This window comes from Enterobacter sp. AG326 (assembly GCF_004362415.1).
Lineage (GTDB): Bacteria > Pseudomonadota > Gammaproteobacteria > Enterobacterales > Enterobacteriaceae > Enterobacter > Enterobacter asburiae.
This window is the reverse complement of the sequence record NZ_SNXG01000002.1, coordinates 698,107-723,641: the sequence shown is the minus strand read 5'-3', so window position 1 is coordinate 723,641 and position 25,535 is coordinate 698,107. Positions and strand designations below refer to the sequence as shown.

Annotated in this window: 25 protein-coding genes; 15 read left to right on the top strand and 10 right to left on the bottom strand. The window is 57.7% G+C overall.

All coding sequences use genetic code 11. The features are described 5' to 3' along the window. Positions 1 to 4: 4 nt before the first annotated feature. From DFO52_RS10505 to DFO52_RS10490, 4 genes are all read left to right on the top strand, one after another. Positions 5 to 1,174 (top strand): ABC transporter substrate-binding protein, encoded by a 1,170-nt coding sequence (locus DFO52_RS10505; RefSeq protein WP_133550339.1) that lies wholly within the window; start codon positions 5 to 7, stop codon positions 1,172 to 1,174. After that, positions 1,147 to 2,676, top strand: coding sequence for a thiamine ABC transporter permease (locus tag DFO52_RS10500; protein ID WP_133550338.1), 1,530 nt, complete (start codon positions 1,147 to 1,149; stop codon positions 2,674 to 2,676). The genes DFO52_RS10505 and DFO52_RS10500 overlap by 28 nt, the downstream gene beginning before the upstream one ends. Then, complete coding sequence (locus DFO52_RS10495; protein ID WP_133550337.1) at positions 2,676 to 3,296, top strand: ATP-binding cassette domain-containing protein; 621 nt, start codon at positions 2,676 to 2,678, stop codon at positions 3,294 to 3,296. Before DFO52_RS10500 ends, DFO52_RS10495 begins: the two co-directional genes overlap by 1 nt. Before the next feature lie 73 nt (positions 3,297 to 3,369). Then, positions 3,370 to 4,677 carry a sulfurtransferase gene (locus DFO52_RS10490; protein WP_133550336.1) on the top strand — a complete coding sequence of 436 codons (1,308 nt, stop codon included), beginning with the start codon at positions 3,370 to 3,372 and terminating at the stop codon, positions 4,675 to 4,677. On the opposite strand, the gene DFO52_RS10485 is transcribed toward DFO52_RS10490, so the two are convergent. Then, the gene (locus DFO52_RS10485; protein ID WP_133550335.1) at positions 4,674 to 5,291 is read right to left on the bottom strand and encodes a CDP-alcohol phosphatidyltransferase family protein; all 618 of its coding nucleotides are present in this window, start codon (positions 5,289 to 5,291) and stop codon (positions 4,674 to 4,676) included. The two genes, DFO52_RS10490 and DFO52_RS10485, sit on opposite strands and share 4 nt — an antisense overlap. Then, a complete protein-coding gene (locus DFO52_RS10480) occupies positions 5,284 to 5,853 on the bottom strand; it encodes a carboxymuconolactone decarboxylase family protein (RefSeq protein ID WP_133550334.1) in 570 nt (189 codons plus the stop codon). The genes DFO52_RS10485 and DFO52_RS10480 overlap by 8 nt, the downstream gene beginning before the upstream one ends. Positions 5,854 to 5,928: 75 nt before the next feature. On the opposite strand from DFO52_RS10480, the gene DFO52_RS10475 reads away from it, so the two are divergent. Then, a complete protein-coding gene (locus DFO52_RS10475) occupies positions 5,929 to 6,345 on the top strand; it encodes a pyrimidine (deoxy)nucleoside triphosphate diphosphatase (RefSeq protein ID WP_032657918.1) in 417 nt (138 codons plus the stop codon). Here DFO52_RS10475 and DFO52_RS10470 read toward each other — a convergent pair. Next, the gene (locus tag DFO52_RS10470) at positions 6,305 to 6,583 is read right to left on the bottom strand and encodes a DUF1496 domain-containing protein (RefSeq protein ID WP_029742006.1); all 279 of its coding nucleotides are present in this window, start codon (positions 6,581 to 6,583) and stop codon (positions 6,305 to 6,307) included. The genes DFO52_RS10475 and DFO52_RS10470 overlap by 41 nt on opposite strands. 228 nt (positions 6,584 to 6,811) lie before the next feature. On the opposite strand from DFO52_RS10470, the gene gdhA reads away from it, so the two are divergent. After that, positions 6,812 to 8,155, top strand: coding sequence for an NADP-specific glutamate dehydrogenase (gdhA, locus tag DFO52_RS10465; RefSeq protein ID WP_133550333.1), 1,344 nt, complete (start codon positions 6,812 to 6,814; stop codon positions 8,153 to 8,155). Positions 8,156 to 8,226: 71 nt separating this feature from the next. Here gdhA and DFO52_RS10460 read toward each other — a convergent pair whose 3' ends face one another. The 3 genes from DFO52_RS10460 to DFO52_RS10450 all read right to left on the bottom strand — a co-directional run bounded on the left by DFO52_RS10460 (position 8,227) and on the right by DFO52_RS10450 (position 11,850). Then, positions 8,227 to 10,134 carry a DNA topoisomerase III gene (locus tag DFO52_RS10460; RefSeq protein WP_121931284.1) on the bottom strand — a complete coding sequence of 636 codons (1,908 nt, stop codon included), beginning with the start codon at positions 10,132 to 10,134 and terminating at the stop codon, positions 8,227 to 8,229. A 4-nt stretch (positions 10,135 to 10,138) separates the two neighbouring features. Then, positions 10,139 to 11,182 (bottom strand): selenide, water dikinase SelD, encoded by a 1,044-nt coding sequence (gene selD, locus DFO52_RS10455; protein ID WP_008500702.1) that lies wholly within the window; start codon positions 11,180 to 11,182, stop codon positions 10,139 to 10,141. 116 nt (positions 11,183 to 11,298) lie between these two features. Next, positions 11,299 to 11,850 (bottom strand): NAD(P)H nitroreductase, encoded by a 552-nt coding sequence (locus DFO52_RS10450; RefSeq protein WP_047648067.1) that lies wholly within the window; start codon positions 11,848 to 11,850, stop codon positions 11,299 to 11,301. A gap of 167 nt (positions 11,851 to 12,017) precedes the next feature. Between DFO52_RS10450 and sppA the strand changes: the two genes are divergently transcribed. From sppA to DFO52_RS10430, 4 genes are all read left to right on the top strand, one after another. Next, entirely contained in the window at positions 12,018 to 13,874 is a 1,857-nt protein-coding gene (gene sppA / locus DFO52_RS10445) for a signal peptide peptidase SppA (protein WP_121931282.1), read from the top strand. A 63-nt stretch (positions 13,875 to 13,937) separates the two neighbouring features. Beyond that, positions 13,938 to 14,954 carry an asparaginase gene (gene ansA / locus DFO52_RS10440; RefSeq protein WP_133550332.1) on the top strand — a complete coding sequence of 339 codons (1,017 nt, stop codon included), beginning with the start codon at positions 13,938 to 13,940 and terminating at the stop codon, positions 14,952 to 14,954. A gap of 9 nt (positions 14,955 to 14,963) precedes the next feature. Next, positions 14,964 to 15,605, top strand: a complete 642-nt coding sequence (gene pncA, locus DFO52_RS10435; protein ID WP_133550331.1) for a bifunctional nicotinamidase/pyrazinamidase — start codon at positions 14,964 to 14,966, stop codon at positions 15,603 to 15,605. Between the two features lie 170 nt (positions 15,606 to 15,775). Next, positions 15,776 to 17,032 (top strand): glycoside hydrolase family 18 protein, encoded by a 1,257-nt coding sequence (locus tag DFO52_RS10430; protein ID WP_047648070.1) that lies wholly within the window; start codon positions 15,776 to 15,778, stop codon positions 17,030 to 17,032. Positions 17,033 to 17,092: 60 nt separating this feature from the next. Here the strand turns inward: DFO52_RS10430 and DFO52_RS10425 are convergent, their stop codons facing one another. After that, positions 17,093 to 17,371, bottom strand: coding sequence for a YeaC family protein (locus tag DFO52_RS10425; RefSeq protein WP_029739830.1), 279 nt, complete (start codon positions 17,369 to 17,371; stop codon positions 17,093 to 17,095). Between the two features lie 41 nt (positions 17,372 to 17,412). Further along, positions 17,413 to 17,826: a peptide-methionine (R)-S-oxide reductase MsrB gene (gene msrB / locus DFO52_RS10420; protein WP_029739831.1), complete on the bottom strand. Its 414-nt coding sequence runs from the start codon at positions 17,824 to 17,826 to the stop codon at positions 17,413 to 17,415. A gap of 340 nt (positions 17,827 to 18,166) precedes the next feature. Between msrB and gapA the strand changes: the two genes are divergently transcribed. Then, positions 18,167 to 19,162 carry a glyceraldehyde-3-phosphate dehydrogenase gene (gapA, locus tag DFO52_RS10415; RefSeq protein WP_023311257.1) on the top strand — a complete coding sequence of 332 codons (996 nt, stop codon included), beginning with the start codon at positions 18,167 to 18,169 and terminating at the stop codon, positions 19,160 to 19,162. Between the two features lie 73 nt (positions 19,163 to 19,235). Next, positions 19,236 to 20,120 carry a D-hexose-6-phosphate mutarotase gene (locus DFO52_RS10410; RefSeq protein ID WP_047648071.1) on the top strand — a complete coding sequence of 295 codons (885 nt, stop codon included), beginning with the start codon at positions 19,236 to 19,238 and terminating at the stop codon, positions 20,118 to 20,120. 78 nt (positions 20,121 to 20,198) lie between these two features. Here the strand turns inward: DFO52_RS10410 and DFO52_RS10405 are convergent, their stop codons facing one another. Beyond that, entirely contained in the window at positions 20,199 to 20,945 is a 747-nt protein-coding gene (locus DFO52_RS10405) for a MipA/OmpV family protein (RefSeq protein WP_133550330.1), read from the bottom strand. A gap of 431 nt (positions 20,946 to 21,376) precedes the next feature. On the opposite strand from DFO52_RS10405, the gene yeaG reads away from it, so the two are divergent. The 3 genes from yeaG (at position 21,377) to DFO52_RS10390 (ending at position 25,269) form a co-directional block, all read left to right on the top strand. Continuing rightward, positions 21,377 to 23,311 (top strand): protein kinase YeaG, encoded by a 1,935-nt coding sequence (gene yeaG / locus DFO52_RS10400; RefSeq protein ID WP_133550329.1) that lies wholly within the window; start codon positions 21,377 to 21,379, stop codon positions 23,309 to 23,311. 75 nt (positions 23,312 to 23,386) lie between these two features. After that, positions 23,387 to 24,670, top strand: a complete 1,284-nt coding sequence (locus DFO52_RS10395) for a YeaH/YhbH family protein (RefSeq protein WP_047648072.1) — start codon at positions 23,387 to 23,389, stop codon at positions 24,668 to 24,670. A 98-nt stretch (positions 24,671 to 24,768) separates the two neighbouring features. Next, on the top strand, positions 24,769 to 25,269 hold the full coding sequence (locus tag DFO52_RS10390; protein ID WP_029739834.1) for a YbaK/prolyl-tRNA synthetase associated domain-containing protein: 501 nt from the start codon (positions 24,769 to 24,771) through the stop codon (positions 25,267 to 25,269). A gap of 21 nt (positions 25,270 to 25,290) precedes the next feature. Here DFO52_RS10390 and yoaI read toward each other — a convergent pair whose 3' ends face one another. Next, on the bottom strand, positions 25,291 to 25,395 hold the full coding sequence (yoaI, locus tag DFO52_RS10385) for a small membrane protein YoaI (RefSeq protein WP_010430055.1): 105 nt from the start codon (positions 25,393 to 25,395) through the stop codon (positions 25,291 to 25,293). Positions 25,396 to 25,535 lie beyond the last annotated feature (140 nt).

Here is a 25,535-nt window from a genome sequence, read left to right as displayed (position 1 = left end):
CATTATGCGCCGTGTGCGTTTTTGCGCGTTCCTGACCGGTCTGCTGCTGGCAGCCCCCCTCTGTGCCGCCGAAAGCTGGCACGCTATCCAACAGCAGGCCAAAGGCCAGACCGTCTGGTTTAACGCCTGGGGCGGCGATCCGGCGGTCAACCGTTACCTTGAGTGGGTCAGCGGTGAGATGCAAACGCACTACGCCATTACCCTAAAAATCGTCCCGCTGGCGGATGCCGCCGATGCGGTAAAACGGATCCAGACCGAAGCCGCCGCGGGGCGTAAGACCAACGGCTCGGTCGACCTGCTGTGGGTCAACGGCGAAAACTTCCGCACGTTAAAAGAGGCGAACCTGCTGCAAACAGGATGGGCGCAGACGTTGCCAAACTGGCGCTATGTCGATACCCGTAAACCCGTCACGGAAGATTTTGCTATTCCCACCGACGGGGCGGAATCGCCGTGGGGCGGCGCGCAGCTGACCTTTATCGCCCGCAAAGCCAGCATGCCGACGCCGCCGGTGGATCCGCAGGCGCTGCTGGCCTACGCGCAGCAGCACCCGGGCAAGGTCAGCTATCCTCGCCCGCCCGATTTTACCGGCACGGCATTTCTTGAGCAGCTGCTTCTGACGCTCACCGATCGCCCTGAGGCTTTACAAAAAGCGCCAGATGCAACGTTTGCTCAGGTTACGGCGCCGCTGTGGACCTACCTCGATAAGCTGCATCCGCTGCTGTGGCGCGAAGGAAAAGATTTCCCTCCCTCGCCTGCGCGGATGGATGCCCTGCTTGCCAGCGGCAGTCTGAACCTGTCGCTGACCTTTAACCCGGCCCATGCGCAGCAGAAAGTGGCGAGCGGCGAACTGCCTGCCGACAGCTACAGCTTTGGTTTCCATAGCGGGATGCTCGGCAACGTCCATTTTGTGGCTATCCCGGCCAATGCCGGCGCGAGCGCGGGTGCAAAAGTGGTCGCTAATTTCCTGCTGTCGCCGCAGGCGCAGATCCGCAAGGCCGACCCGGCCGTCTGGGGAGACCCGAGCGTACTGGATGCGAAAACGCTGCCCGAAGGTGACGCGAAACAGCTGCGGGCCCATACGCCTCAGGGGCTGCCGCAGGTGCTTGCAGAGCCGCAGTCCGCCTGGGTGAACGCGCTGGAGCAGGAATGGCTGCGTCGTTACGGCACCCGCTGAGCGGGTTCGTCTGGCTGGCGATGGCGGTGATTTATCTGCCGATCCTGCCCGCTGGCGTGATGCTGTTCGCACCGGCGCTTTCTGCGACAAACTGGCAGCGGCTGCTGAACGATCCGCAGCTGCCTCAGGCGACCGTCGCCACGCTGGTCTCAACGCTCATCGCCACGCTGGGGGCGTTGCTGATTGCCCTTTTCTTCGTCTGCCTTTTGTGGCCCGGTCAACGCTGGCGGCGCCTCACGACCCGACTGCCTTGGCTACTGGCGATCCCCCATGTGGCGTTCGCCACCAGCGCGTTGCTGCAGTTTGCCGAGGGCGGTCTGTTTTATCAGCTCTGTACCGTCTGTACGGCTCCGTTTGACCGCTACGGCGTCGGGCTGGGCCTGACGCTCGCGGTCAAAGAGAGCGCGTTCGTGCTGTGGGCCATTTACGCCGTACTGCCGGAACAACGGCTCGCGCAGCAGAAGATCGTCCTGCAAACCTTTGGCTACGGGCGTTATCAGACGCTCAGCTGGCTGATCCTCCCGGCGATCGCCCCTGTCCTCGGCGCGGTGATGCTGGCGGTGCTGGCATGGTCGCTCTCGGTCGTGGACGTGGCGATCGTTCTCGGGCCCGGTAACCCGCCCACCCTGGCCGTGCTGGCCTGGCAATGGCTAAGCCAGGGCGACGCGCAGCAGCAGGCAAAAGGAATGCTGCTGTGCCTGCTTCTCCTTATGCTGCTGGCCGCGCTTGCCGCCCTCGGGTACGGCCTCTGGAAAGCATGGCGTCGCACGATCCCGAACCTCGCGGGGACGCGCCCCCGTTCTCCACTCGTCCTGCCTGAGCGGGCATTAGGCGGGTTACTGCCCGCGTGCGGCATCCTGTGCGCCGCGGTACTGCTGATGCTGGCACAAGGGGGCGACGTGGGTCCCGTGGGGACCAGCCTTTCCTTCGGCCTGCTGTCGAGCCTGATCGCCCTCATCGTCATTTTTCTCTGGCTGGAATGGGGACCGCAGCGCGGCGCAGCGTGGGTGTGGTCACCGCTCGCCCTTCCGGCGCTGCCGCTCGTCACCGGTCAATATTTTATTGCATTGCGTTTGGGGCTCGACGGGCACTATGCCGCCGTGCTCTGGAGCCATCTGCTGTGGGTGTTGCCGTGGATGCTGCTGGTTCTGCAGCCCGCCTGGCGGCGGATCGATCCCCGGCTTATCCTTACCGCCAGAACGCTCGGCTGGCGACGGGCGAAAATATTCTTACTGCTGAAATGCCCCCTGCTGGTGCGCCCTGCGCTGCTGGCCTTTGCCACCGGCTTTTCCGTCAGCATGGCGCAATACATGCCGACGCTCTGGCTTGGCGCGGGACGTTTCGCCACGCTGACCACCGAAACCGTCGCGCTCAGCAGCGGGGGCAGCATCCCCGTTCTCGCCAGCAGGGCGCTGGGATTACTGCTGGTGACGGGCACGGTGTTCGGTCTTGCCGCCCTGATATCCCGGCTCGCGGGCCGCTACCGTCAAGGATTACGATAATGCTGAAGGTAAACCATCTCACCATCGAACCACTTTTCCGCGAGGTCAGTTTTTGCGTTCCAGACGGGGAGATCGTTACCCTGATGGGGCCGTCCGGCAGCGGCAAATCGACCCTTTTTGCGTGGATGGTCGGCGCGCTGTCAGACGATTTTCAGGCGCAAGGCGAACTGTGGCTCGACGCACGTCGCTGCGACGGTCTTCCCGTTGAATCCCGCGGGCTGGGCATACTCTTTCAGGACGCGCTGCTATTTGAACAGTTCAGCGTCGGGCAAAATTTGCTGCTGGCGCTGCCTGAGCGGATCGTCGGGAGAGCGCGTCGGGAAGCGGTCGAGCAGGCGCTGGATTCCGCCGGGCTGAGCGGTCATTACGCCAGCGATCCGGCCACCCTCTCCGGCGGGGAGCGTGCACGGGTCAGCCTGCTGCGCGCCCTGCTCGCAGAGCCGCAGGCGCTGCTGCTGGACGAACCGTTCAGCCGCCTCGATAAAACGTTGCGCACGACGTTTCGGACATGGGTATTTGACGCCGTCCGCGCGCGCAATATCCCGGCGGTGCTGGTCACGCATGACGAAGATGATATTCCGCCCGGCGGCGAGCTGATTGAGATCTCTCGCTGGCAATAATGTGCTAACGCAATGTTTTCCGTTTCCGGAGAGACGACAATGCCCCCCTCTTTTACTGACGTCAGGTTATTCGATGAAACGTGTTTCTCAACTGACCGCGCTGGCCCTGCTCTGCGGCCTCGCTTCCTTTTCCTCTCTGGCGGCTGATATGCCCAACGTGATGATGCTGTCTCAGCTTCAGGCGCAGCACGGCACGCCTGTCGACACCCGTCCCAGCGCGTTTTACAACGGCTGGCCGCAGACCCTCAGCGGCCCCTCCGGGCATGAACCCGCCGCACTCAACCTGGCTGCCGCCTGGCTGGGCGCAATGAGCGACGAGCAGATTGCGAGCTGGGCAAAACAGCATCAGCTTACGCCTGCAACCGCCATCGCCCTGTACGGCGACGAGAACGATAACCTGGCGGTGAAGTCCCGCCTGGAGAAAGCCGGATACCGCCACGTCTCGCTGCTCAGCGACGCGCTGCAGACGCCCGACCGCCTTCAGCGCCTGCCTCACTTTGAACAGCTGGTTTACCCGCAGTGGATCCACCGCCTCCAGCAGGGTAAACCCGTGACCGCCGCGCCTGCTGGTGACTGGAAAGTGATTGAAGCCGCCTGGGGCGCACCGAAGTTTTACCTGCTGAACCACATTCCCGGCGCGGGCTACATCGACACCAACGAGGTGGAAAGCGAGCCGCTGTGGAATAAAGTCTCCGACGACAAGCTGAAAGCGATGCTGGCGAAGCACGGGATCCGTCACGACACCACCGTTATTTTGTATGGCCGTGACGTTTACGCCGCCGCGCGCGTGGCGCAGATCATGCTGTATGCGGGCGTGAAGGATGTGCGCATTCTCGACGGTGGCTGGAAGGCGTGGTCGGATGCAGGCCTCCCGGTTGAACGCGGCACGCCCGGCAAAGTGACGCCAGCACCCGATTTCGGCGCGCCGATCCCCGGCCAGCCGCAGCTGATGGTTGATATGGAACAGGCGCGCGGGATGCTGCACCGTCAGGATGCCTCCCTGGTCAGCATTCGTTCGTGGCCGGAGTTCATCGGCGAAACCAGCGGCTACAGCTACATCAAGCCAAAAGGTGAAATAGCCGGTACCCGCTGGGGTCATGCGGGCAGCGACGCGACCCATATGGAAGACTTCCATAACCCGGATGGCACCATGCGCAGCGCGGACGATATCGCCGCCCAGTGGAAGCGCTGGAATATTCTGCCGGAGCAGCACGTCGCGTTTTACTGCGGCACCGGGTGGCGGGCGTCAGAAACCTTTATGTACGCCCGGGCGATGGGCTGGAAGAATGTCGCCGTCTATGACGGCGGCTGGTACGAATGGAGCAGTCACCCGCAGAACCCGGTCACCACCGGCGCGCGCGGGCCAGAAAGCGCTCTCTAAGGGTTGAGTGACTTCAGCGTCACATAGCCGCTCCAGACGCGCGTTGTGGTGGTCAGCCAGCACAGCGCGCCGAATACCCACGCGAATAGCGTAAAGTGCGCCGGAAACAGGCAGCACAGCACGAACAGCGCGATGGTCTCCGTCCCTTCCGTTAACCCACCGATGTAATAAAACGACTTGTGCGCATAGCCGGGATTGTCGATGTCGTGCTTCGCGGCCAGCGCCGCAAACGCCAGAAAGCTGCTGCCGGTACCGATAAACGCAAACAGCAGCCAGGCGGCCGCCAGCGCATTTTCTGCGGGAGCCGCGAGCGCAAAGCCAAACGGCACCAGGGCGTAGAACAGAAAATCGAGCGCGATGTCGAGAAATCCCCCCGCATCGGTCAGCCCTCTCCTCCGCGCCAGCGCGCCGTCCAGACCGTCCAGCAGGCGGTTAAGCACGATGGCAGCCAGCGCAGCCGGATACCAGCCGAGGGCCAGAAACGGCAGCGCCAGCACGCCGATGGCAAACCCGGTCAGGGTCAATCCGTCGGGCGTGATGCCCGGCTTATTCATCACGGAAACCAGACGATTCAGAGCGGGCTTAACCCGCGGGTGCAGGTGACGGTCAAGCATGGGGAGTCTCGTTAAACGTGGCGCACAGCCCCTGCGCCGGAATATCCAGCGCGGCATTAAAGCGGGCGGAGAGATTCTGAAACGCAATCAGCGCCGTCATCTCGGTAATGGCATCGTCCGTGAAGTGGCGTTTCAGCGCTATTCTGACTGCCTCATCCGCCCGGGGCGGCGTGGCGGTCAACGCCTCGGCGTAGGCCAGCGCCGCGCGCTCCTGCTCGGTGAACAAGACGGAATCATGCCAGTCGCTCACGGCCTGAACCTTATCCAGCGCGCCGCAGCGCTCGGCCAGACGCAGGCTGTTGGCATCAATACAGAAAGCGCAGTGACAGAGCTGGGATACCCGCGTCATGAGCAGCGAGCGCAGCGCGGGCGTCAGGCGCGCGCGACGGCGTTCCAGAAAGCCGACAAACAGCGCCACCAGCCAGAACAGACGCGGCATTCGCCCCCACCAGCGGGTGGGATTCAGCACCGCGCCAAAATGCTTTTTCTGCATGGCGGCTATCGGTTTTAGGCTGGCGGGAAGGGATTCGAGGGGGGCAACCCAGGCGGTGGACTCTTTCACCTGATTCTCCTGTTTACTGGACTCTGAGAAAGGGCACGATAATATGTCTTTTTTCGCTATTAATTATTGACGACCATGCTGAAAACACTCGATGTCGTTGCCGCCATCATCGAAAAAGACGGCAACATTTTACTGGCGCAGCGCCCTGCCCACGCCGATCAGCCGGGAATGTGGGAATTTGCAGGCGGTAAAGTCGAGGCCGGAGAAACCCAGCCAGAAGCGCTTATCCGCGAGCTGCGTGAAGAGTTGGGCATTGACGCCCTGCCGGGGCAATACGTGGCAAGCCACCAGCGGGAAGTGTCGCAGCGGTTGATCAACCTGCATGCCTGGCACGTCCCTGCTTTTCGCGGCGAGCTCACGGCGCACTACCACAGCGCGCTCGCGTGGTGTACGCCGGAAGAGGCGTTTGGCTACGCCTTAGCCCCGGCGGATATTCCGTTGCTGGAAGCGTTTATTGTTTTACGCGACGCCAGACCAGCGGGTTCGTGCTGATGGCGCGCTCGTCGCGCTGGCACTGCAGCAGAATGCCGTCCGCTTTCACAACGGCCCCTTCCGAGTAGTTCTGATTCTGATAGATACAGCACTGATTACAGGGCTGCACCGTTTGATTCTGGCCGCTGGAGCTAAACACTTCCGGCGGCACATTCACCTCCACGTCCGGGAGAATGGGGTTGGCCTGCACGCCTGCGGTAAAGATCAGACATAACGCGGTGAGTAGATAACGTTTCATAGACACATCTTCCAGTAGTTCCTTGATAATGACTATAACGGTAAACCAGAGCGGAACCTTTAATTTATCTCTTCATCGCTTTTCGTTATGACGCCCGCCCTCTCATTAATTTCCCTTTCGGCATAAATTTCTGCTTGCCTCACAAAGCGGTACGGGTGGTATAGTCAAAAAAACAACACAAATCGCATAAGTAATACACATAAAATACGATAAGAGGTTCTTATATCTATGGATCAGACACGCTCTCTGGAAAGTTTCCTTGCCCATGTTCAGCAGCGCGACCCGCACCAAAGCGAGTTCGCGCAGGCCGTGCGTGAAGTTATGACCACCCTGTGGCCCTTCCTTGAACAAAACCCGCGTTATCGCCAGATGTCGCTGCTTGAACGCCTTGTCGAGCCAGAGCGCGTGATCCAGTTCCGCGTGACGTGGGTTGACGATCGCAATCAGGTACAGGTTAACCGCGCGTGGCGCGTACAGTTTAACTCGGCGATTGGCCCGTTTAAGGGCGGCATGCGTTTTCATCCGTCCGTGAACCTGTCGATTCTGAAATTCCTCGGCTTCGAGCAGACCTTTAAAAACGCCCTCACCACGCTACCGATGGGCGGCGGGAAAGGCGGCAGCGATTTCGATCCGAAAGGCAAAAGCGAAGGGGAAGTGATGCGCTTCTGCCAGGCGCTGATGACCGAACTCTACCGTCACCTCGGCCCGGATACCGACGTTCCTGCAGGTGATATCGGCGTGGGCGGACGTGAAGTGGGCTTTATGGCCGGGATGATGAAAAAGCTCTCCAACAACAGCGCCTGCGTCTTTACCGGCAAGGGTCTGTCGTTTGGCGGCAGCCTGATCCGCCCGGAAGCGACAGGATACGGCCTGGTTTACTTCACCGAGGCGATGCTCAAGCGTCACGGTTTAGGCTTTGAAGGCATGCGCGTCGCGGTGTCCGGCTCCGGTAACGTGGCGCAGTACGCTATTGAGAAAGCGATGCAGCTTGGCGCTCGCGTGGTGACCGCCTCTGACTCCAGCGGCGCGGTGGTGGATGAAGCGGGCTTCACGGCAGAGAAGCTGGCGCGCCTGTGTGAGATCAAAGCCAGCCGCGACGGCCGCGTGGCGGATTATGCCCGGGAGTTTGGCCTGACCTACCTGGAAGGGAAACAGCCGTGGGGCGTGCCGGTGGATATCGCCCTGCCGTGCGCCACGCAGAACGAGCTGGATGCGGACGCCGCGCGTACCCTGATTAGCAACGGCGTAAAAGCGGTGGCCGAAGGGGCGAATATGCCGACCACCATCGACGCGACGGACCTGTTCCTGGAAGCGGGCGTGCTGTTTGCGCCGGGCAAGGCCGCTAACGCGGGCGGCGTGGCGACCTCCGGCCTCGAGATGGCGCAAAACGCCGCGCGTCTCGGCTGGAAGGCGGAGAAAGTGGATGCGCGCCTGCACCACATCATGCTGGATATTCACCATGCCTGCGTGGAGTACGGCGGCGAGGCATCGCAAACCAACTACGTGCGCGGGGCGAATATCGCCGGGTTCGTGAAGGTGGCGGATGCGATGATTGGGCAAGGCGTGATTTAAGGTTTACAGCGTGCGGCCGGGTGCCCTCACCCCGGCCCTCTCCCACAGGGAGAGGGAGAAAACCGGGCGTATCAGGCCGCGCTCTTTTTCTTCTTGAACGGTTTCTTCGCGCCGCTACCGGGCGCAACCATCCCTCTGAACGTTTTCACCGGCGTGCTGCGCGCCTGATCGATCAGCTGGTAAAGCGTCCCGACCAGCGGCTGCATAAAGTCCTGATAGCGGCACTGCTTCTCGCTTATCTGCGTCAGCACCGATTCCCAGTGCGCGGTCATGTCCGGCCTCGCGGCCAGCTCCGGCAGAGAGTGGATTAGCGCCCGGCCCGGCTCCGTTGAGTGGATATAGCGTCCCTTTTTCTCCAGGAAGCCGCGCTTAAAGAGCAGCTCGATGATCCCCGCGCGGGTTGCTTCCGTCCCCAGACCGTCGGTGGCGCGCAGGATCTTCTTCAGATCTTTATCCTGTACAAACCGGGCGATCCCGGTCATCGCCGACAGCAGCGTCGCATCGGTGAAATGGCGCGGAGGCTGGGTCTGACGTTCAACCACTTCGCCCTTCTCGCACAGCAGTTCGTCATCTTTAGCGACCACCGGCAGCGGCGTGCCGTCGTTCTCTTCGTCGCGCTCTTTGTTACCGAGCAGCGTGCGCCAGCCCGCTTCTGCGAGGAAACGCGCTTTGGCGATAAACTTACCTTTGGCAATCTCAAGCTCAATCACGCACTTACGGAATACCGCGTCCGGGCAGAACTGCATCAGGTACTGACGGGCGATCAGGTTATAGACCTTCGCTTCGTTGTCGGTCAGGTTGACGCTGCTGGCGCGGGCCGTCGGGATAATCGCGTGGTGGGCATCCACCTTTTTATCATCCCAGCAGCGGTTATGGGTGTCCGGGTTTACCGCCGGTTGCGGGAGCAGATCCGGCGCGTGCACGCCGATGGCGTTCATCACCGAGTGGCGTCCGGCAAAGTGCTCTTCCGGCAGATAGCGGCTGTCCGAACGCGGATAGGTGATGAGCTTATGGGTTTCGTAGAGCTTCTGGCAGATATCCAGAACGTTCTGCGCGCTCAGGCCAAACTTTTTTGCCGCCTCAATCTGAAGTGCAGAAAGCGAAAACGGCAGCGGCGCGGGTTCTGATTCCCGTTTATCGTTATAGCTGGTAACAATAGCCGGCTGGCCGGTAATGCGGTTAACCACATGATCCGCCAGCGGACGGTGCAGCAAGCGCCCCTCTTCATCCTGGTACGATTCGCAGGCATCGCTCGGCTGCCAGACGGCGGTAAAGCGCTCGTCTTTAGGCGTGACGATATGCGCTTTCACTTCGAAAAAATCTTTGGCGACGAAGTTCTCAATCTCTTCATCACGACGCACCACCAGCCCCAGCACAGGCGTCTGCACGCGCCCCACGGAAAGCACTCCCTGATAGCCCGCGTTGCGCCCAAGAATGGTGTAGGCGCGGGTCATGTTGATGCCGTACAGCCAGTCGGCGCGGGCGCGGGCTAAAGCCGAGACGCACAGCGGAATAAACTCGCTGTTGGCGCGCAGGCGCGAAATCGCCCGCTCGACGGCCTGCGGGTTGAGGTCGTTGATCAGGCAGCGCTGCACCTGCTGGCGCTTTTCCGGCGCCAGCTCCAGGTAGTCCAGCACCTCATCCACCAGCAGCTGTCCTTCCCTGTCCGGGTCACCCGCGTGAACGATTTCAGCGGCTTCATGCAGGAAGCGCTTGATCACGTTGAGCTGTTTGGTGACCGAAGGTCGGGGCTGCAGGCGCCATTTTTCCGGCACGATGGGCAGATCGTTTAAATTCCAGCGGGCGTAGCGGCTGTCGTAGACGTCCGGCTGCGCCTGCTCAAGCAGGTGACCAATACACCAGGTGACCACCTGCCCGTTACCGCATTCGATAAAGCCGTCACCTTTGCGATGCGGTTTAGGCAGCACGTCGGCGATGGCGCGGGCCAGGCTCGGCTTTTCGGCAATAAACAACCGCATCGAATTAACGGATCTCGATCATCGGACGACCGCCGCGCGCGGTCACCAGCTCGCCGATCGCCGTCAGGGTGATGCCGAACTCGGCGGCAGTCGCCTGTACTTCGGCTTCGGATTCCGGCGTGACCGCCAGCAGCAGGCCGCCGGAGGTTTGCGGATCGCACAGCAGGTTGCGCCACTCCTCAGGCATTTCGCCCATCAGGTGACCATAGCTGGCGAAGTTGCGCTGGGTACCGCCCGGAACCGCGCCCTGAGCAATATACTCCTCCACGCCCGGCAGCTTCGGCACGTCCTGATACCAGACCTGCGCCTGCACGCCCGCGCCCTGACACACTTCAGAGAGGTGTCCCAGCAGGCCAAAACCGGTGACGTCGGTCATCGCCTTCACGCCGTCGATATTGGCAAACGCCGCACCGGCGAGGTTCATCTGGCACATGACTTCGGTTGCCAGGCCTTTGTGCTCCGGTTTCAGCAGGGATTTTTTCTCGGCGGTTGTCAGCACGCCAATGCCCAGAGGTTTGGTGAGGAAGAGTTTGCAGCCCGCCTGGGCGGTGCTGTTGCGCTTCACGCGTTCGGTCGGCACCACGCCGGTAACGGCCAGGCCGAAGATCGGTTCGGGCGCATCAATAGAGTGACCGCCGGCCAGGGCAATCCCCGCCTGCTGGCAGGCAAAGCGTCCGCCATCGATCACTTCACGGGCCACTTCCGGCGGGATGGTGTTGATCGGCCAGCCCAGAATGGCAATCGCCATGATCGGCTTACCGCCCATCGCGAAGATATCGCTGATGGCGTTGGTGGCCGCAATGCGCCCGAAATCGAACGGGTTGTCGACAATCGGCATAAAGAAGTCGGTAGTACTGATAATGCTGGTGCCGTTACCTAAGTCATAAACTGCAGCATCGTCACGCGTTTCGTTGCCGACAAGCAGGTTCGGGTCGACAAACTTCGCCTGTTCACTGTGCAGGATGGTCTCCAGCACTTTCGGGGAAATTTTACAACCGCAACCGGCTCCGTGGCTGTACTGCGTTAAACGAATGGTTTGCTCGCTCATGGACGTCTCCTGTCATCTCAATCGCGCTATGGTAGCGCTCATTCCATAAAGAGGTAAGTATGACTGTCTGAATTCTGCAGCAGATGCTCAGAATCCAGACAGTTTAGCGTGCGTGATCAGAAACGGCTGACGAAAGGCGTGGTGTCCGGCACGCTGATGGTGCTGGAGGCTTTAAGCTGTGGGGTGCCGAGATAGAGGAAGCCGACAATTTTGTCATGCTCGCCGCAGCCAAAACCGTCACGGACCGCCGGGCTTTCGGTCAGCGCACCGGTACGCCAGATACCGTTAAAGCCCTGCGCGACGGCGGCCATTTGCATCGCCATGACCGCACAGCCTGCGGACATTTCCTGTTCCCAGACCGGCACCTTATGGTCAGCCTGGCATTTCGCCACGACGGCGATAATCATCGGGGCGCGGAACGGGGCATTGCGCGCCTTGTCGATACCTTTCTCATCCTGCCCGGCGGCAACCGCGCCCTGCTCCAGCAGCTGGCTGAAACGATCGCGGCCTTCGCCTTCAATCACAAAGAAGTGCCACGGCTGCAGCGTGCCGTGATCGGGGGCACGCATGCCGGCACGCAGAATGTTCTCCAGCTGCTCGCCTGCCGGAGCAGGTTCGGCCAGACGGGAAGCGCTACGGCGGTTAACAAGCAGTTCGAGTGCGTCCATTGGTTAACTCCTTTCTTGAAATTTACTCACAAAATTAACACGACGGCAGATTTTGTTACAGCCTGGCAGGCGATTCCTGCTGACAAGTGGCGGTTGGGTCATTACGATAACCCAACATTACCGTCCAGTGGCGACGGAAACAGTCATTTTCTGGTTAGGGAGAATACATGCGAACCCTTTGGCGAATCATTGCCGGTTTCTTTAAATGGACGTGGAGACTGCTCAACTTCGTCCGCAACCTGGTGATGAACATCTTCTTCATCTTCCTGGTTCTGGTTTGCGCGGGCATCTGGATGCATATCAGCAACGCGAATCAGGCGCAGCATTCAACGCGCGGGGCCCTGTTACTCGATATCACCGGCGTTATCGTTGATAAGCCGTCCACCAGCAGTCGCCTGAGCGTGATTGGTCGCCAGCTGTTTGGCGCAACCTCAGATCGTCTGCAGGAAAACTCCCTGTTCGATATCGTCGATACCATCCGCCAGGCCAAAGACGACCGGAACATCACCGGGATCGTGCTGGATCTGAAAGATTTTGCCGGAGGCGATCAGCCTTCAATGCAGTACATCGGTAAAGCGCTGCGCGAATTCCGCGACAGCGGCAAGCCGGTGATTGCCGTGGGCGACAGCTACAGCCAGGGACAATATTATCTGGCGAGCTTCGCCAATAAAATCTGGCTCTCCCCGCAGGGGACGGTGGATCTGCACGGCTTTGCCACCAACGGCCTGTACTACAAATCCCTGCTCGACAAGCTGAAGGTCACCACCCACGTCTTCCGCGTCGGCACGTATAAATCAGCCGTCGAGCCGTTTATCCGCGACGATATGTCTCCTGCCGCCCGTGAAGCGGACAGCCGCTGGATTGGCGAGCTGTGGCAGAACTATCTGGGCACCGTTGCCGCTAACCGCCAGATTACGCCTGAGCAGGCGTTCCCCGGCGCGCAGGGCGTGCTGGATGGCCTGCGTAAGGTTGACGGTGATACCGCGAAATATGCGCTGGATAACAAACTGGTTGATGCCCTGGGCACCAGCGCCGAGATTGAAAAATCCCTGAGCAAGCAGTTTGGCTGGAGCAAAGAGGATAAAAATTACAGCGCCATCAGCATGTATGATTACTCGACGAAAAAGCCGGATGACAGCGGTGACAGCGTCGCGGTGGTGTTTGCCAACGGCGCCATCATGGACGGCCAGGAGACTCCGGGGAACGTGGGCGGCGATACTACCGCGTCACAAATCCGCGATGCTCGCCTGGATCCAAAAGTGAAAGCGATCGTCCTGCGGGTGAACAGCCCTGGCGGCAGCGTCAGCGCCTCCGAGGTGATCCGCGCTGAACTGGCCGCGGCGCGTGCCGCCGGCAAGCCGGTCGTCGTATCCATGGGCGGAATGGCCGCCTCCGGGGGGTACTGGATCTCAACGCCAGCCAACTACATCGTGGCCAATCCAAGCACGCTGACCGGTTCGATTGGCATCTTCGGGGTGATCAACACCGTGGAGAACAGCCTGGATTCTCTGGGCGTGCATACCGATGGCGTGGCCACCTCTCCGCTGGCGGATGTGTCGGTGACCAAATCCTTGCCGCCGGAAGTCTCTGAGATGATGCAGCTCAGCATTGAGAACGGCTATAAACGCTTTATCACCCTGGTCGCAGACTCGCGTAAAAAGACGCCTGAGCAGATCGACCAGATCGCACAGGGCCACGTCTGGACCGGCCAGGATGCGAAGAGCAACGGTCTGGTGGACAGCCTGGGCGACTTCGATGACGCGGTGAAGAAAGCCGCCGAGCTGGCGAAGCTCAAGCAATGGCATATCGAGTATTACCAGGACGAGCCGTCGTTCTTCGATATGGTCATGGACAGCATGTCCGGCTCGGTACGCGCCATGCTGCCGGAGGCGATGCAGGCTTACCTGCCTGCGCCGGTCGCCACGGCAGCGAAAGCGATGAAGGCGGAAAGCGACAAGCTCGCGGCCTTTAACGATCCACAGAGTCGTTACGCGTTTTGCCTGACCTGCGCTAACGTCCGTTAAAAACCGTCCCCTCTTCCCGCGAAGAGGGGATTTTTTTCTTTTGAAGAACAAGAACTCACTACCATGCAGAAGAAATCGATTTATGTAGCCTACACTGGCGGTACCATCGGTATGCAGCGCTCTGAAAACGGCTATATCCCTGTCTCCGGCCACCTTCAGCGTCAGCTTGCGCTGATGCCAGAATTCCACCGTCCGGAAATGCCTGACTTTACCATCCATGAATACGAGCCGCTGATGGACTCCTCCGACATGACGCCGGAAGACTGGCAGCACATCGCGGATGACATTAAAGCCCATTACGACCAGTACGACGGCTTCGTGATCCTGCACGGCACGGACACCATGGCGTTTACCGCCTCAGCGCTCTCCTTCATGCTGGAGAACCTGAGCAAGCCGGTTATCGTCACCGGGTCGCAAATCCCGCTGGCGGAGCTGCGCTCGGACGGGCAGATCAACCTGCTGAACTCCCTGTACGTAGCGGCGAATTACCCGATCAACGAAGTGTCGCTGTTCTTTAATAACCGTCTGTATCGCGGCAACCGCACCACCAAAGCCCATGCCGACGGTTTTGACGCCTTCGCCTCCCCTAACCTGCAGCCGCTGCTGGAGGCCGGGATTCATATCCGTCGTCTGGGCACGTCGCCTGCGCCGAACACCGCCGGCGAGCTGATCGTGCATCCGATCACTCCGCAACCGATTGGCGTGGTCACTATCTACCCGGGTATCTCTGCTGATGTGGTGCGTAACTTCCTTCGCCAGCCGGTGAAAGCGCTGATTCTGCGCTCCTATGGCGTAGGTAATGCCCCGCAGAACGGCGAGTTCCTGAAAGAGCTCCAGGAAGCCAGCGAGCGCGGAATTGTGGTCGTGAACCTGACCCAGTGCATGTCCGGAAAGGTCAACATGGGCGGCTATGCCACCGGCAACGCGCTGGCGCATGCGGGAGTCATCAGCGGCTTCGATATGACCGTTGAGGCAACGCTGACTAAACTTCACTATTTACTGAGTCAGGATCTGGACATTCAGTCCATCCGCAGCGCGATGATGCAAAACCTGCGCGGCGAGCTGACCCCGGACGAATAAGGAGTACTCATGAAGCAACGCGCCCTGCTACTGGTCGATTTGCAAAATGATTTCTGCGCGGGCGGTGCGCTGGCCGTCGCCGAAGGTGACAGCACCGTTGACGTGGCAAACACGCTGATTGACTGGTGTAAAGCCCGCGGCGAAGCCGTTGTCGCAAGCCAGGACTGGCACCCGGCGAATCACGGCAGCTTTGCCAGCCAGCACAACGTTGAGCCGTTCACTCAGGGGGAACTCGACGGGCTGGCGCAAACCTTCTGGCCGGATCACTGCGTACAGCAGACGGAAGGCGCGGAACTGCATCCGCTTCTGAATCAGAAAGCCATCGACGCGGTGTTCCATAAAGGTGAAAACCCGGCTATCGACAGCTATAGCGCGTTTTTTGATAACGGGCATCGCCAGAAAACGGCGCTGGACGCGTGGTTACGTCATCACGAAATCACGGAGCTGATCGTGCTGGGCCTGGCGACGGACTACTGCGTTAAGTTTACCGTGCTGGACGCGCTCCAGTTAGGTTATACCGTCAGCGTCATCACCGACGGCTGCCGCGGGGTGAACATTAACCCGCAGGACAGCGCTCAGGCGTTTATGGATATGGCTGCGGAAGGCGCAACGCTGTATACGCTCGAAGACTGGCTGGAAACGCAGGCGTAAGCCTTTTAAGCCGGGTGGAGCAGACGCTTACCCGGCATTTCTACCCCAATCCCCACAAAGTGAACTCCCTCGCATCCTCAGCGCAGCGGCAATGCTATTCTCGTCAGGCTGTTTTTTCGCCACGCCTTTTCTGTGGCGTGGTCGTTTTGTTAAGTCAAAGAGGAACTTGTATGAAACGTTTGCCCTTGCTGGCAGCATTACCCCTGCTTTGCGCGTCAGTTGCCTCCGCCAGTACCCTGATGTCCGTGGGCTACTTTAACGGGGGTGGCGATGTCACCGCCGGACCGGGTGGCGATATCAATAAACTGGACGTTCGCCAGATCACCCACCTGAACTACTCGTTTGGTCTGGTCTATAACGACGAAAAAGACGAAACCAACGCTGCGCTAAAAGATCCGGCGAAGCTGCATCAGATCTGGCTATCGCCAAAAGTGGCGTCCGATCTGGCCTTAATCCCCACACTGCGTAAGCAAAACCCGAACCTCAAAGTGCTGCTTTCCGTCGGCGGCTGGGGCGCGCGTGGCTTCTCTGGCGCAGCGGCAACCAAAGAGACGCGCGCGGTGTTTATCCGCTCCGCGCAGGAGATTGTCGACAAATACGGTCTGGACGGGATCGATCTCGACTGGGAGTATCCGGTAAACGGCGCATGGGGGCTGGTCGCAAGCCAGCCCGCCGACCGGGATAACTTCACCGCCCTGCTGAAAGAGATGCGTACGGCGTTCGGGCATAAAAAGCTGGTGACCATTGCTGTAGGCGCGAACGCGGAAAGTCCGAAAAGCTGGGTGGATGTTAAAGCCATCGCGCCCCTGCTCGACTACATCAACCTGATGACCTACGACATGGCGTACGGTACGCAGTACTTCAACGCCAACCTGTATGACTCCAGCGCCTGGCCGACGGTGGCTGCCGCAGACAAATACAGCGTGGATTTTGTGGTGAACAACTATCTGGACGCCGGGCTGAAGCCGCAGCAGATGAACCTCGGGATTGGTTTCTATGGCCGCGTACCGAAACGCGCCGTAGAGCCGGGGATCGACTGGACGAAACCGGATGCGCAAAAAAATCCGGTTACCCAGCCCTACTTCGGACATCAGGAGATCGGGTTGTTCAAGTCACTCGGCTATGACCTGACCAAAGATACCTACGTGAAGTACAACGATATCGTGAAGAAGCTATTGAACGATCCGCAGAAGCGCTTTACCGAGCACTGGGACGACCAGGCGAAAGTGCCGTGGCTCTCGGTGAAGGGTGCCGATGGCAACGCGCTGTTTGCGATTTCGTATGAGAACCCACGTTCCGTTGCGATCAAAGCGGGCTACATCAAAGAGAAAGGTCTCGCCGGAGCCATGTTCTGGGAGTACGGGGCTGATGACAACAATCAGTTAGCGAAACAGCTGGCGGAGTCGCTTGGGATCCCGCATAAGTAGTAAGACAATCAAGCCCTCTCCCCGTGGGAGAGGGTTGGGAGAGGGTATCAACTCGCACCGTTATTGCATTTTCATCGTCGCAATCGGCTTCGGCGTAATGCCGAAGTCTTCTTTCAGCTCGCGCTTGCTTTTCATCACCATCTGGCCCTGGGTGTCGATAGTCATGTGCTGCGCGTCGGTGTTATTGCGCGCCTGCCACAGCATCACCAGCTGCAGGCTGTTCTCTTTTTGCTCCGGCGTCAGCGCGACGCCGTCGGGCCATTTTCCCAGTTCTACGGCGGTCACCAGACGCTGATAAATTTCCGGCGTCATGCCGCTAATCATGTCATCAATATTCACACTCGCGCCCTTTCAAAGGAATAATTTGCTGAATCGTTTTTTCAACCCTTCACCTGGTCGCCGTTTTCGTCGTCAGTGAAGCTCATTGAGGCTGAGTTTACGCAGAAACGCTCGCCCGTAGGCTGTGGGCCATCCGGAAAAACGTGCCCAAGGTGCGCATCGCAGTTGCCGCAGCGAATTTCCGTGCGCACCATGCCGTGCGACGAGTCTGTCAGGTAGCGGATGGCCTCATCGCTCACCGGCTCGTAGAAGCTCGGCCAGCCGCAGCCAGAATCAAATTTCGTTTGTGAATTGAACAGCGGGGCATCACAGACCAGACAGTGGTAGACGCCGTCTCGCTTATTGTGCAGTAAACGCCCGGTGAACGGCGGTTCCGTCCCGTGATTCTGCGTCACGTAAAACTGCATTTCTGTGAGGTTTTTTTTCAAATCGTCAGGGTTACGTTGGTTCGACATATGCTTACATCTCGCTGTAGAAACAGACATCTTTCAACCCGGATTCTAACAAAACATTAACACCCTTGCGTGCACTTTTGATCTAAACTTATGTGTCGCGAATAAGCGGTCAGGCAATTGTGATCATGTTCACATTTTTATCCTGCGAGGACTTTAAAATCCCGGCTCAGCCCCCATATGGGTGCAAGCTCAAAGGGAAAGTGAGGCGAGTCAGTCGCACAAACGTTAGTCACAGGATTGATTTGTCGCAATGATTGACACGATTCCGCTTGACGCTGCGTAAGGTTTTTGTAATTTTACAGGCAACCTTTTATTCACTAACAAATAGCTGGTGGAATATATGACTATCAAAGTAGGTATCAACGGTTTTGGCCGTATCGGCCGTATTGTTTTCCGTGCTGCTCAGAAACGTTCTGACATCGAAATCGTTGGTATCAACGATCTCCTGGACGCTGAATACATGGCGTACATGCTGAAGTACGACTCAACTCACGGTCGTTTCGACGGCACCGTTGAAGTGAAAGACGGCCACCTGGTTGTTAATGGCAAAACCATCCGCGTTACTGCTGAAAAAGACCCAGCTAACCTGAAATGGAACGAAATCGGTGTTGACGTTGTTGCTGAAGCAACCGGTATCTTCCTGACCGATGAAACTGCACGTAAACACATCACTGCGGGTGCGAAGAAAGTTGTTCTGACTGGTCCTTCCAAAGACAACACCCCAATGTTTGTTCGTGGTGCAAACTTCGAAACTTACGCTGGCCAGGATATCGTGTCTAACGCATCCTGCACCACCAACTGCCTGGCACCGCTGGCTAAAGTTATCAACGACAACTTCGGCATCATCGAAGGTCTGATGACTACCGTTCACGCAACCACCGCTACTCAGAAAACCGTTGATGGCCCGTCTCACAAAGACTGGCGCGGCGGCCGTGGCGCGGCTCAGAACATCATCCCATCCTCTACCGGTGCTGCTAAAGCTGTAGGTAAAGTACTGCCAGAACTGAATGGCAAACTGACTGGTATGGCGTTCCGCGTTCCAACTCCTAACGTATCCGTTGTTGACCTGACCGTTCGTCTGGAAAAAGCTGCTTCTTATGAAGAAATTAAGAAAGCAATCAAAGCTGCTTCCGAAGGCGCAATGAAAGGCGTTCTGGGCTACACCGAAGACGACGTTGTATCTACCGATTTCAACGGCGAAATCTGCACTTCCGTGTTCGATGCTAAAGCAGGTATCGCACTGAACGACAACTTCGTGAAACTGGTTTCCTGGTACGACAACGAAACTGGCTACTCTAACAAAGTACTGGACCTGATCGCTCACATCTCTAAATAAGTTGAGATGAGTGCTTGATCCAAAAAGGCGACTTCGGTCGCCTTTTTTTATTTATAAGACAGAGGATTGCTTAATGATTAATAAAATTTTTGCACTTCCGGTAGTCGAACAACTTACCCCTGTGCTCTCACGCCGTCAGATTGACGGTGCCGACGTTATCGTCGTTGACCATCCGCGCGTCAAAGCGTCCGTGGCGCTGAACGGCGCTCACCTGCTCTCCTGGAAACCGGAAGGCGAAGCTGAAGGCTTATGGCTGAGCGATGCGACCTCCTTCAAAAAAGGGGCCGCAATCCGCGGTGGCGTACCGATCTGCTGGCCGTGGTTCGGCCCGTCCGCACAGTCGGGTTTGCCGTCTCACGGTTTTGCCCGCAACCAGCAGTGGACGCTGAAAGCGCATAACGAAGATGACAACGGCGCAGTGCTGACCTTTGAGCTGCAGGCTAATGATGAAACCCGCGCCCTCTGGCCGCACGATTTCACCCTGTATGCCCGCTTCAAGCTGGGTAAAACCTGTGAAATCGAACTGGAAGCTCACGGCGAGTTCGAAACCACCTCTGCCCTGCACACCTATTTCAACGTGGGTGATATCAGCGCAGTGAAGGTGAGCGGCCTGGGCGATACCTATATCGACAAAGTGGATAACGCGAAAGAAGGCAAACTGAGCGACGGCGTTCAGGCATTCCCTGACCGTACCGATCGCGTTTACCTGCACCCGGAAGCGTGCAGCGTGATCCACGACGGCGCCCTGAACCGCGGCATTGAAGTGGTCCATCATCATCACAGCGACGTGGTGGGCTGGAACCCGGGGCCTGCGCTGTCCGTCAGCATGGCCGACATGACGGATGATGGATATAAAACGTTTGTCTGCGTGGAAACGGCTCGCGTGACCAACCCGCAGAAAGCGAGTGAAGAAAAACCGTCTCGTTTAGGGCAGACGATTCGGATTGTTAAGCGATAATTTCCCTGCACCACACTAATGCAAACGGGGCGCAAGCGCCCCGTTTTGATGCATAGATTGCACTGAATTAATGCACAATCAGAACTTGTAGCTCACACCCACAGAGAAGATGCCTGCCCAGGACTTATCGACCATCGGGCTATCCTTCACTTCGTCGCTCAGACGCTCATAGCGGCCGGTACCGTACACGCTCCAGTCACCGAGGAAGTTGTAGCTCGCGGTCAGCTCCAGGTAAGGATCCCAGCCGTCATCTGCACTGTAGCTTTTCAGACCACTGCGGCGGGACTCGCTTTTAGAGACGCCGTAGTAATAGTCGTTGTAGTTCTCGCTGTTGTACTGCACACCGATACCCGGCGTCAGGGTGAGCCCGCCGTTGGTGTAGCGGTACAACCACGCCAGATCCCAGATAAAGCCGTTGCTGTTGTCCAGCGTGTCACCCGCCAGGGCCGTGCGCAGGAAGCCATACTCGGTGTTATGTACATACGAGAGCCCGGCCATCATGGTGCTTTTACGCTTGTCGAGCTGGCGAAGCGCATGGCTGTCGCTGTCACCCGGCTTGAAGTGCGTTGGATCGTAGTAGGCCATGATGGAGAGCTTATCGGCCTTATCGTTCCAGAGATAGTAGCCGCCACCGAGCCCGCGGAACCAGACGTTGTCGCCTTCATAGGTGATAACGGGAACAGGATAAACATCACGGTCATACTGTTTATACGGGCTGTTAATGACGCCAACACCCGCGCCAACCGTCCACTGACTTTCCGCCTGTGCGGTGTTCACTGCGGTCGCGGCAAAGATGCCTAATGCCAGAAGTTTGAGTTTGGTCACAATCCATTCTTTCCTGTAGTCAAATAATCAGCGGATGAAGTGTAACCGCCATTCCCGTACATCCCAAAATTTTTTGCCTGCTAATCAGTCTGATTAACCCGTTATTTTTAACTTTTCAGATGACAGCCCGCTTTCATTTATATGACCACTGAATGAAAAACGTGCATTTGTCTTATAACGACAGTGGAAATTTTTGGATGAGTTATTGATATGTCATTGAAAGTAGATTTTCTGGGCATGCAAGTTTTGCAAATGCCATCTACGCTTTAATTTAAGAAGAGTTTTCCTGAACACCCTGCGGTTCTTAGCGTCTGACCTGGCACACAGGTTGCTGCTCTGGCAGTGAGGTGCGAGAGATTCTCTTCCGGGAGCCTCCACTACTCATACGAACGGCTCTTATCCTGTGCTAAAAAACGAAAGGACGGCATGCCATGAATATATTCGATCACTATCGCCAGCGCTATGAAGCTGCCAAGGACGAAGAGTTCACACTGCAGGAGTTTCTTACCATCTGTCGGCAAGATCGCAGTGCTTATGCCAATGCGGCAGAACGGCTATTGATGGCTATTGGTGAGCCAAACATGGTTGACACTGCCCTGGAGCCTCGGCTTTCCCGTCTCTTTTCGAATCGGGTGGTCGCCCGATACCCGGCGTTTGAAGAGTTCTATGGTATGGAAGATGCCATCGAACAGATTGTCTCCTATCTGAAGCATGCCGCTCAGGGTCTGGAAGAGAAGAAACAGATCCTCTATTTACTCGGCCCGGTGGGTGGCGGTAAATCCTCGCTGGCTGAACGCCTGAAGTCGCTGATGCAGCGCGTGCCTATCTATGTTCTGAGCGCCAACGGTGAACGCAGCCCGGTGAACGACCATCCGCTGTGCCTGTTCAATCCGCAGGAAGACGCGCAGATTCTGGATAAAGAGTATGGCATCCCGCGTCGCTACCTCGGCACCATCATGTCGCCGTGGGTGGCAAAACGCCTGCACGAGTTTGGTGGCGACATCACCAAATTCCGCGTGGTGAAGGTCTGGCCGTCTATCCTTGAGCAGATCGCCATCGCCAAAACAGAACCCGGTGATGAGAACAACCAGGACATCTCGGCGCTGGTGGGTAAAGTCGATATCCGTAAGCTGGAAAACTTCGCGCAAAACGATCCGGATGCCTATGGTTACTCAGGCGCGCTGTGCCGCGCGAACCAGGGGATTATGGAATTCGTCGAGATGTTTAAAGCACCGATTAAAGTGCTGCATCCTCTGCTGACGGCTACCCAGGAAGGCAACTACAACGGGACGGAAGGTATCTCCGCCCTGCCGTTTAACGGGATTATTCTCGCCCACTCGAACGAATCTGAATGGGTGACCTTCCGTAATAACAAAAACAATGAGGCCTTCCTTGACCGCGTGTACATCGTCAAGGTGCCTTATTGCCTGCGGATCTCCGAAGAGATCAAAATTTACGAGAAACTGCTTAACCACAGCGAGCTGGTGCACGCCCCTTGCGCGCCCGGCACGCTGGAAACGCTGTCGCGCTTCTCCATTCTTTCGCGTCTGAAAGAGCCAGAAAACTCCAGCATCTACTCGAAAATGCGCGTCTATGACGGTGAGAGCCTGAAGGACACCGACCCGAAAGCGAAATCGTATCAGGAGTACCGCGATTACGCTGGCGTCGACGAGGGAATGAACGGTCTGTCCACGCGTTTCGCGTTTAAGATCCTTTCCCGCGTCTTTAACTTCGACCATGCGGAAGTGGCGGCCAACCCGGTTCATCTGTTCTACGTGCTGGAGCAGCAAATCGAACGCGAGCAGTTCCCGCAGGAGCAGGCTGAACGCTACCTTGAGTTCCTCAAAGGTTACCTGATCCCGAAATACGCCGAGTTCATTGGCAAAGAGATCCAGACGGCCTACCTGGAATCCTATTCAGAATACGGGCAGAACATTTTCGACCGTTATGTCACCTATGCTGACTTCTGGATCCAGGATCAGGAGTACCGCGACCCGGATACCGGCCAGCTGTTTGACCGTGAATCCCTGAACGCGGAGCTGGAAAAAATCGAGAAGCCTGCCGGGATCAGCAACCCGAAAGACTTCCGTAACGAGATTGTGAACTTCGTCCTGCGTGCCAGAGCGCATAACAACGGGCGCAATCCGAACTGGACCAGCTACGAGAAGCTGCGCACGGTCATTGAGAAGAAAATGTTCTCCAATACCGAAGAGCTGCTGCCGGTGATCTCGTTTAACGCCAAAACCTCAACCGATGAGCAGAAAAAGCACGACGATTTTGTCGACCGTATGATGGAAAAAGGCTACACCCGTAAGCAGGTCCGCCTGCTCTGCGAATGGTATCTGCGCGTGCGTAAATCGTCTTAAAAACAAGTGCCCGGTGGCGGTTAGCGCATACCGGGCCTACAAAATGCAAGTTGGCAAATGCAGTACGGGGGGTTTATGACCTGGTTTATTGACCGGCGTCTTAACGGCAAAAACAAGAGCACGGTGAACCGCCAGCGCTTCTTGCGTCGTTATAAAGCGCAAATTAAACAGTCTATCTCCGAGGCCATCAATAAACGCTCGGTGACCGACGTCGACAGCGGCGAATCTGTCTCCATCCCCACCGATGACATCAGCGAACCGATGTTTCATCAGGGGCGAGGCGGCCTGCGCCATCGCGTACACCCAGGTAATGACCACTTCGTTCAGAACGACAGAATTGAGCGTCCTCAGGGCGGCGGCGGTGGTTCAGGAAGCGGTCAGGGACAGGCCAGCCAGGACGGTGAAGGTCAGGACGAATTTGTCTTCCAGATTTCGAAAGACGAATATCTCGACCTGCTGTTTGAAGATCTGGCGCTGCCGAATCTGAAAAAGAATCAGCATCGTCAGCTTAATGAATATAAAACCCATCGCGCGGGCTACACCGCCAACGGCGTGCCCGCCAATATCAGCGTCGTGCGTTCGTTGCAGAATTCACTGGCGCGACGAACGGCCATGACGGCGGGCAAACGGCGCGAACTGCGCGAGCTGGAGAGCAGCCTGAAGGTCGTGGAAAACACGGAACCGGCGCAACTGCTGGAAGAGGAGCGCCTGCGTAAAGAGATTGCGGAACTTAGAGCGAAGATCGAACGGGTACCGTTTATCGACACCTTTGACCTGCGCTACAAGAACTACGAAAAACGGCCTGAACCCTCCAGCCAGGCGGTGATGTTCTGTCTGATGGACGTGTCCGGCTCGATGGACCAGGCCACCAAGGATATGGCAAAGCGTTTTTATATTCTGCTCTACCTGTTCCTGAGCAGAACCTATAAGAACGTGGAGGTAGTTTATATCCGCCACCATACTCAGGCGAAAGAGGTGGATGAGCATGAGTTCTTCTACTCGCAGGAGACCGGCGGGACCATCGTATCAAGCGCCCTGAAGCTGATGGATGAAGTGGTCAAAGAGCGTTACGACCCGTCGCAGTGGAACATTTATGCCGCGCAGGCGTCCGATGGCGACAACTGGGCCGACGACTCACCGCTGTGTCACGAGATTCTGGCGAAGAAAATTCTGCCGGTGGTGCGTTACTACAGCTATATCGAAATTACCCGTCGCGCGCACCAGACCCTGTGGCGGGAGTATGAACATCTGCAAGCAATGTTCGATAATTTTGCCATGCAGCATATCCGTGACCAGGATGATATTTATCCGGTGTTCAGGGAGCTGTTCCACAAGCAATCTGCTACCAGCAACGCATAATCCAACAGCCAGCGAACGCGCTGGCTGTTTTCTTTCGACCCCGCCCATCCCGTGCTAATGTAGAACCCTGCATACAGGATTATCACCGGGAAATCGTTATGACTGACGACGTTATTGGGGCAGGAACCCACCAGCAGCTGATTACCTTACTCACCGAGCAGGGCGCGCGGTTTCGCGTCATGGAGCACGAGGCGGTCGGGAAATGTGAAGCGGTAAGTGAAATTCGCGGGACCGATCTGCGGCAAGGCGCAAAGGCCCTGGTCTGCAAGGTGAAGGGAAACGGCGTAAAAAAACACGTTCTGGCGATCCTCGCCGCCGACCTGCAGGCTGACCTGAGCCAGCTTGCCAGCCATTTTGGCGGGCTGAAGGCCTCGCTCGCCAGCCCGGCGGAGGTCGATACCCTGACCGCCTGCGTTTTCGGCGCTATCCCGCCCTTTAGCTTCCATCCTGATTTGGCACTGGTTGCCGACCCGCTGCTGTTCGAGCGTTTTGACGAAATCGCGTTTAACGCCGGCCTGCTGGAGAAATCCGTGATTATGGATACCCAGGATTACCTGCGCATCGCCCGTCCTGAGCTTGTGAACTTCCATAAAGCGTAACCGCTATGGCTGGCGACCCTGTCAGCCTTTTCTTTCCAGGAACAGCACGGAGGCGACGAGAATAACGGCAATAGCGAAAAACGATGAGGAGATAATCAGCGTTTCAACAAACATGTGATCGTTCATGATGGCGACCCCTTTTGCGATATCTGCCTCCGTTTTAATCCGCGTAAATGACAAGGTTATGACAACAATAAAATCTTTTTAAAACTGTCCTGCGTCGCGTTTGCGCGTACTGTAAGCAGGTTAATTATTTTGGCAAGGAT

Bases quoted from the DNA above. Each gene is read 5' to 3' on its own strand.
- DFO52_RS10505 (WP_133550339.1), top strand. From the start codon at position 5: ATGCGCCGTGTGCGTTTTTGCGCGTTCCTGACCGGTCTGCTGCTGGCA.
- DFO52_RS10500 (WP_133550338.1), top strand. From the start codon at position 1,147: ATGGCTGCGTCGTTACGGCACCCGCTGAGCGGGTTCGTCTGGCTGGCG.
- DFO52_RS10495 (WP_133550337.1), top strand. From the start codon at position 2,676: ATGCTGAAGGTAAACCATCTCACCATCGAACCACTTTTCCGCGAGGTC.
- DFO52_RS10490 (WP_133550336.1), top strand. From the start codon at position 3,370: ATGAAACGTGTTTCTCAACTGACCGCGCTGGCCCTGCTCTGCGGCCTC.
- DFO52_RS10485 (WP_133550335.1), bottom strand. From the start codon at position 5,291: ATGCTTGACCGTCACCTGCACCCGCGGGTTAAGCCCGCTCTGAATCGT.
- DFO52_RS10475 (WP_032657918.1), top strand. From the start codon at position 5,929: ATGCTGAAAACACTCGATGTCGTTGCCGCCATCATCGAAAAAGACGGC.
- DFO52_RS10470 (WP_029742006.1), bottom strand. From the start codon at position 6,583: ATGAAACGTTATCTACTCACCGCGTTATGTCTGATCTTTACCGCAGGC.
- gdhA (WP_133550333.1), top strand. From the start codon at position 6,812: ATGGATCAGACACGCTCTCTGGAAAGTTTCCTTGCCCATGTTCAGCAG.
- DFO52_RS10460 (WP_121931284.1), bottom strand. From the start codon at position 10,134: ATGCGGTTGTTTATTGCCGAAAAGCCGAGCCTGGCCCGCGCCATCGCC.
- selD (WP_008500702.1), bottom strand. From the start codon at position 11,182: ATGAGCGAGCAAACCATTCGTTTAACGCAGTACAGCCACGGAGCCGGT.
- DFO52_RS10450 (WP_047648067.1), bottom strand. From the start codon at position 11,850: ATGGACGCACTCGAACTGCTTGTTAACCGCCGTAGCGCTTCCCGTCTG.
- sppA (WP_121931282.1), top strand. From the start codon at position 12,018: ATGCGAACCCTTTGGCGAATCATTGCCGGTTTCTTTAAATGGACGTGG.
- ansA (WP_133550332.1), top strand. From the start codon at position 13,938: ATGCAGAAGAAATCGATTTATGTAGCCTACACTGGCGGTACCATCGGT.
- pncA (WP_133550331.1), top strand. From the start codon at position 14,964: ATGAAGCAACGCGCCCTGCTACTGGTCGATTTGCAAAATGATTTCTGC.
- DFO52_RS10430 (WP_047648070.1), top strand. From the start codon at position 15,776: ATGAAACGTTTGCCCTTGCTGGCAGCATTACCCCTGCTTTGCGCGTCA.
- msrB (WP_029739831.1), bottom strand. From the start codon at position 17,826: ATGTCGAACCAACGTAACCCTGACGATTTGAAAAAAAACCTCACAGAA.
- gapA (WP_023311257.1), top strand. From the start codon at position 18,167: ATGACTATCAAAGTAGGTATCAACGGTTTTGGCCGTATCGGCCGTATT.
- DFO52_RS10410 (WP_047648071.1), top strand. From the start codon at position 19,236: ATGATTAATAAAATTTTTGCACTTCCGGTAGTCGAACAACTTACCCCT.
- yeaG (WP_133550329.1), top strand. From the start codon at position 21,377: ATGAATATATTCGATCACTATCGCCAGCGCTATGAAGCTGCCAAGGAC.
- DFO52_RS10395 (WP_047648072.1), top strand. From the start codon at position 23,387: ATGACCTGGTTTATTGACCGGCGTCTTAACGGCAAAAACAAGAGCACG.
- DFO52_RS10390 (WP_029739834.1), top strand. From the start codon at position 24,769: ATGACTGACGACGTTATTGGGGCAGGAACCCACCAGCAGCTGATTACC.
- yoaI (WP_010430055.1), bottom strand. From the start codon at position 25,395: ATGAACGATCACATGTTTGTTGAAACGCTGATTATCTCCTCATCGTTT.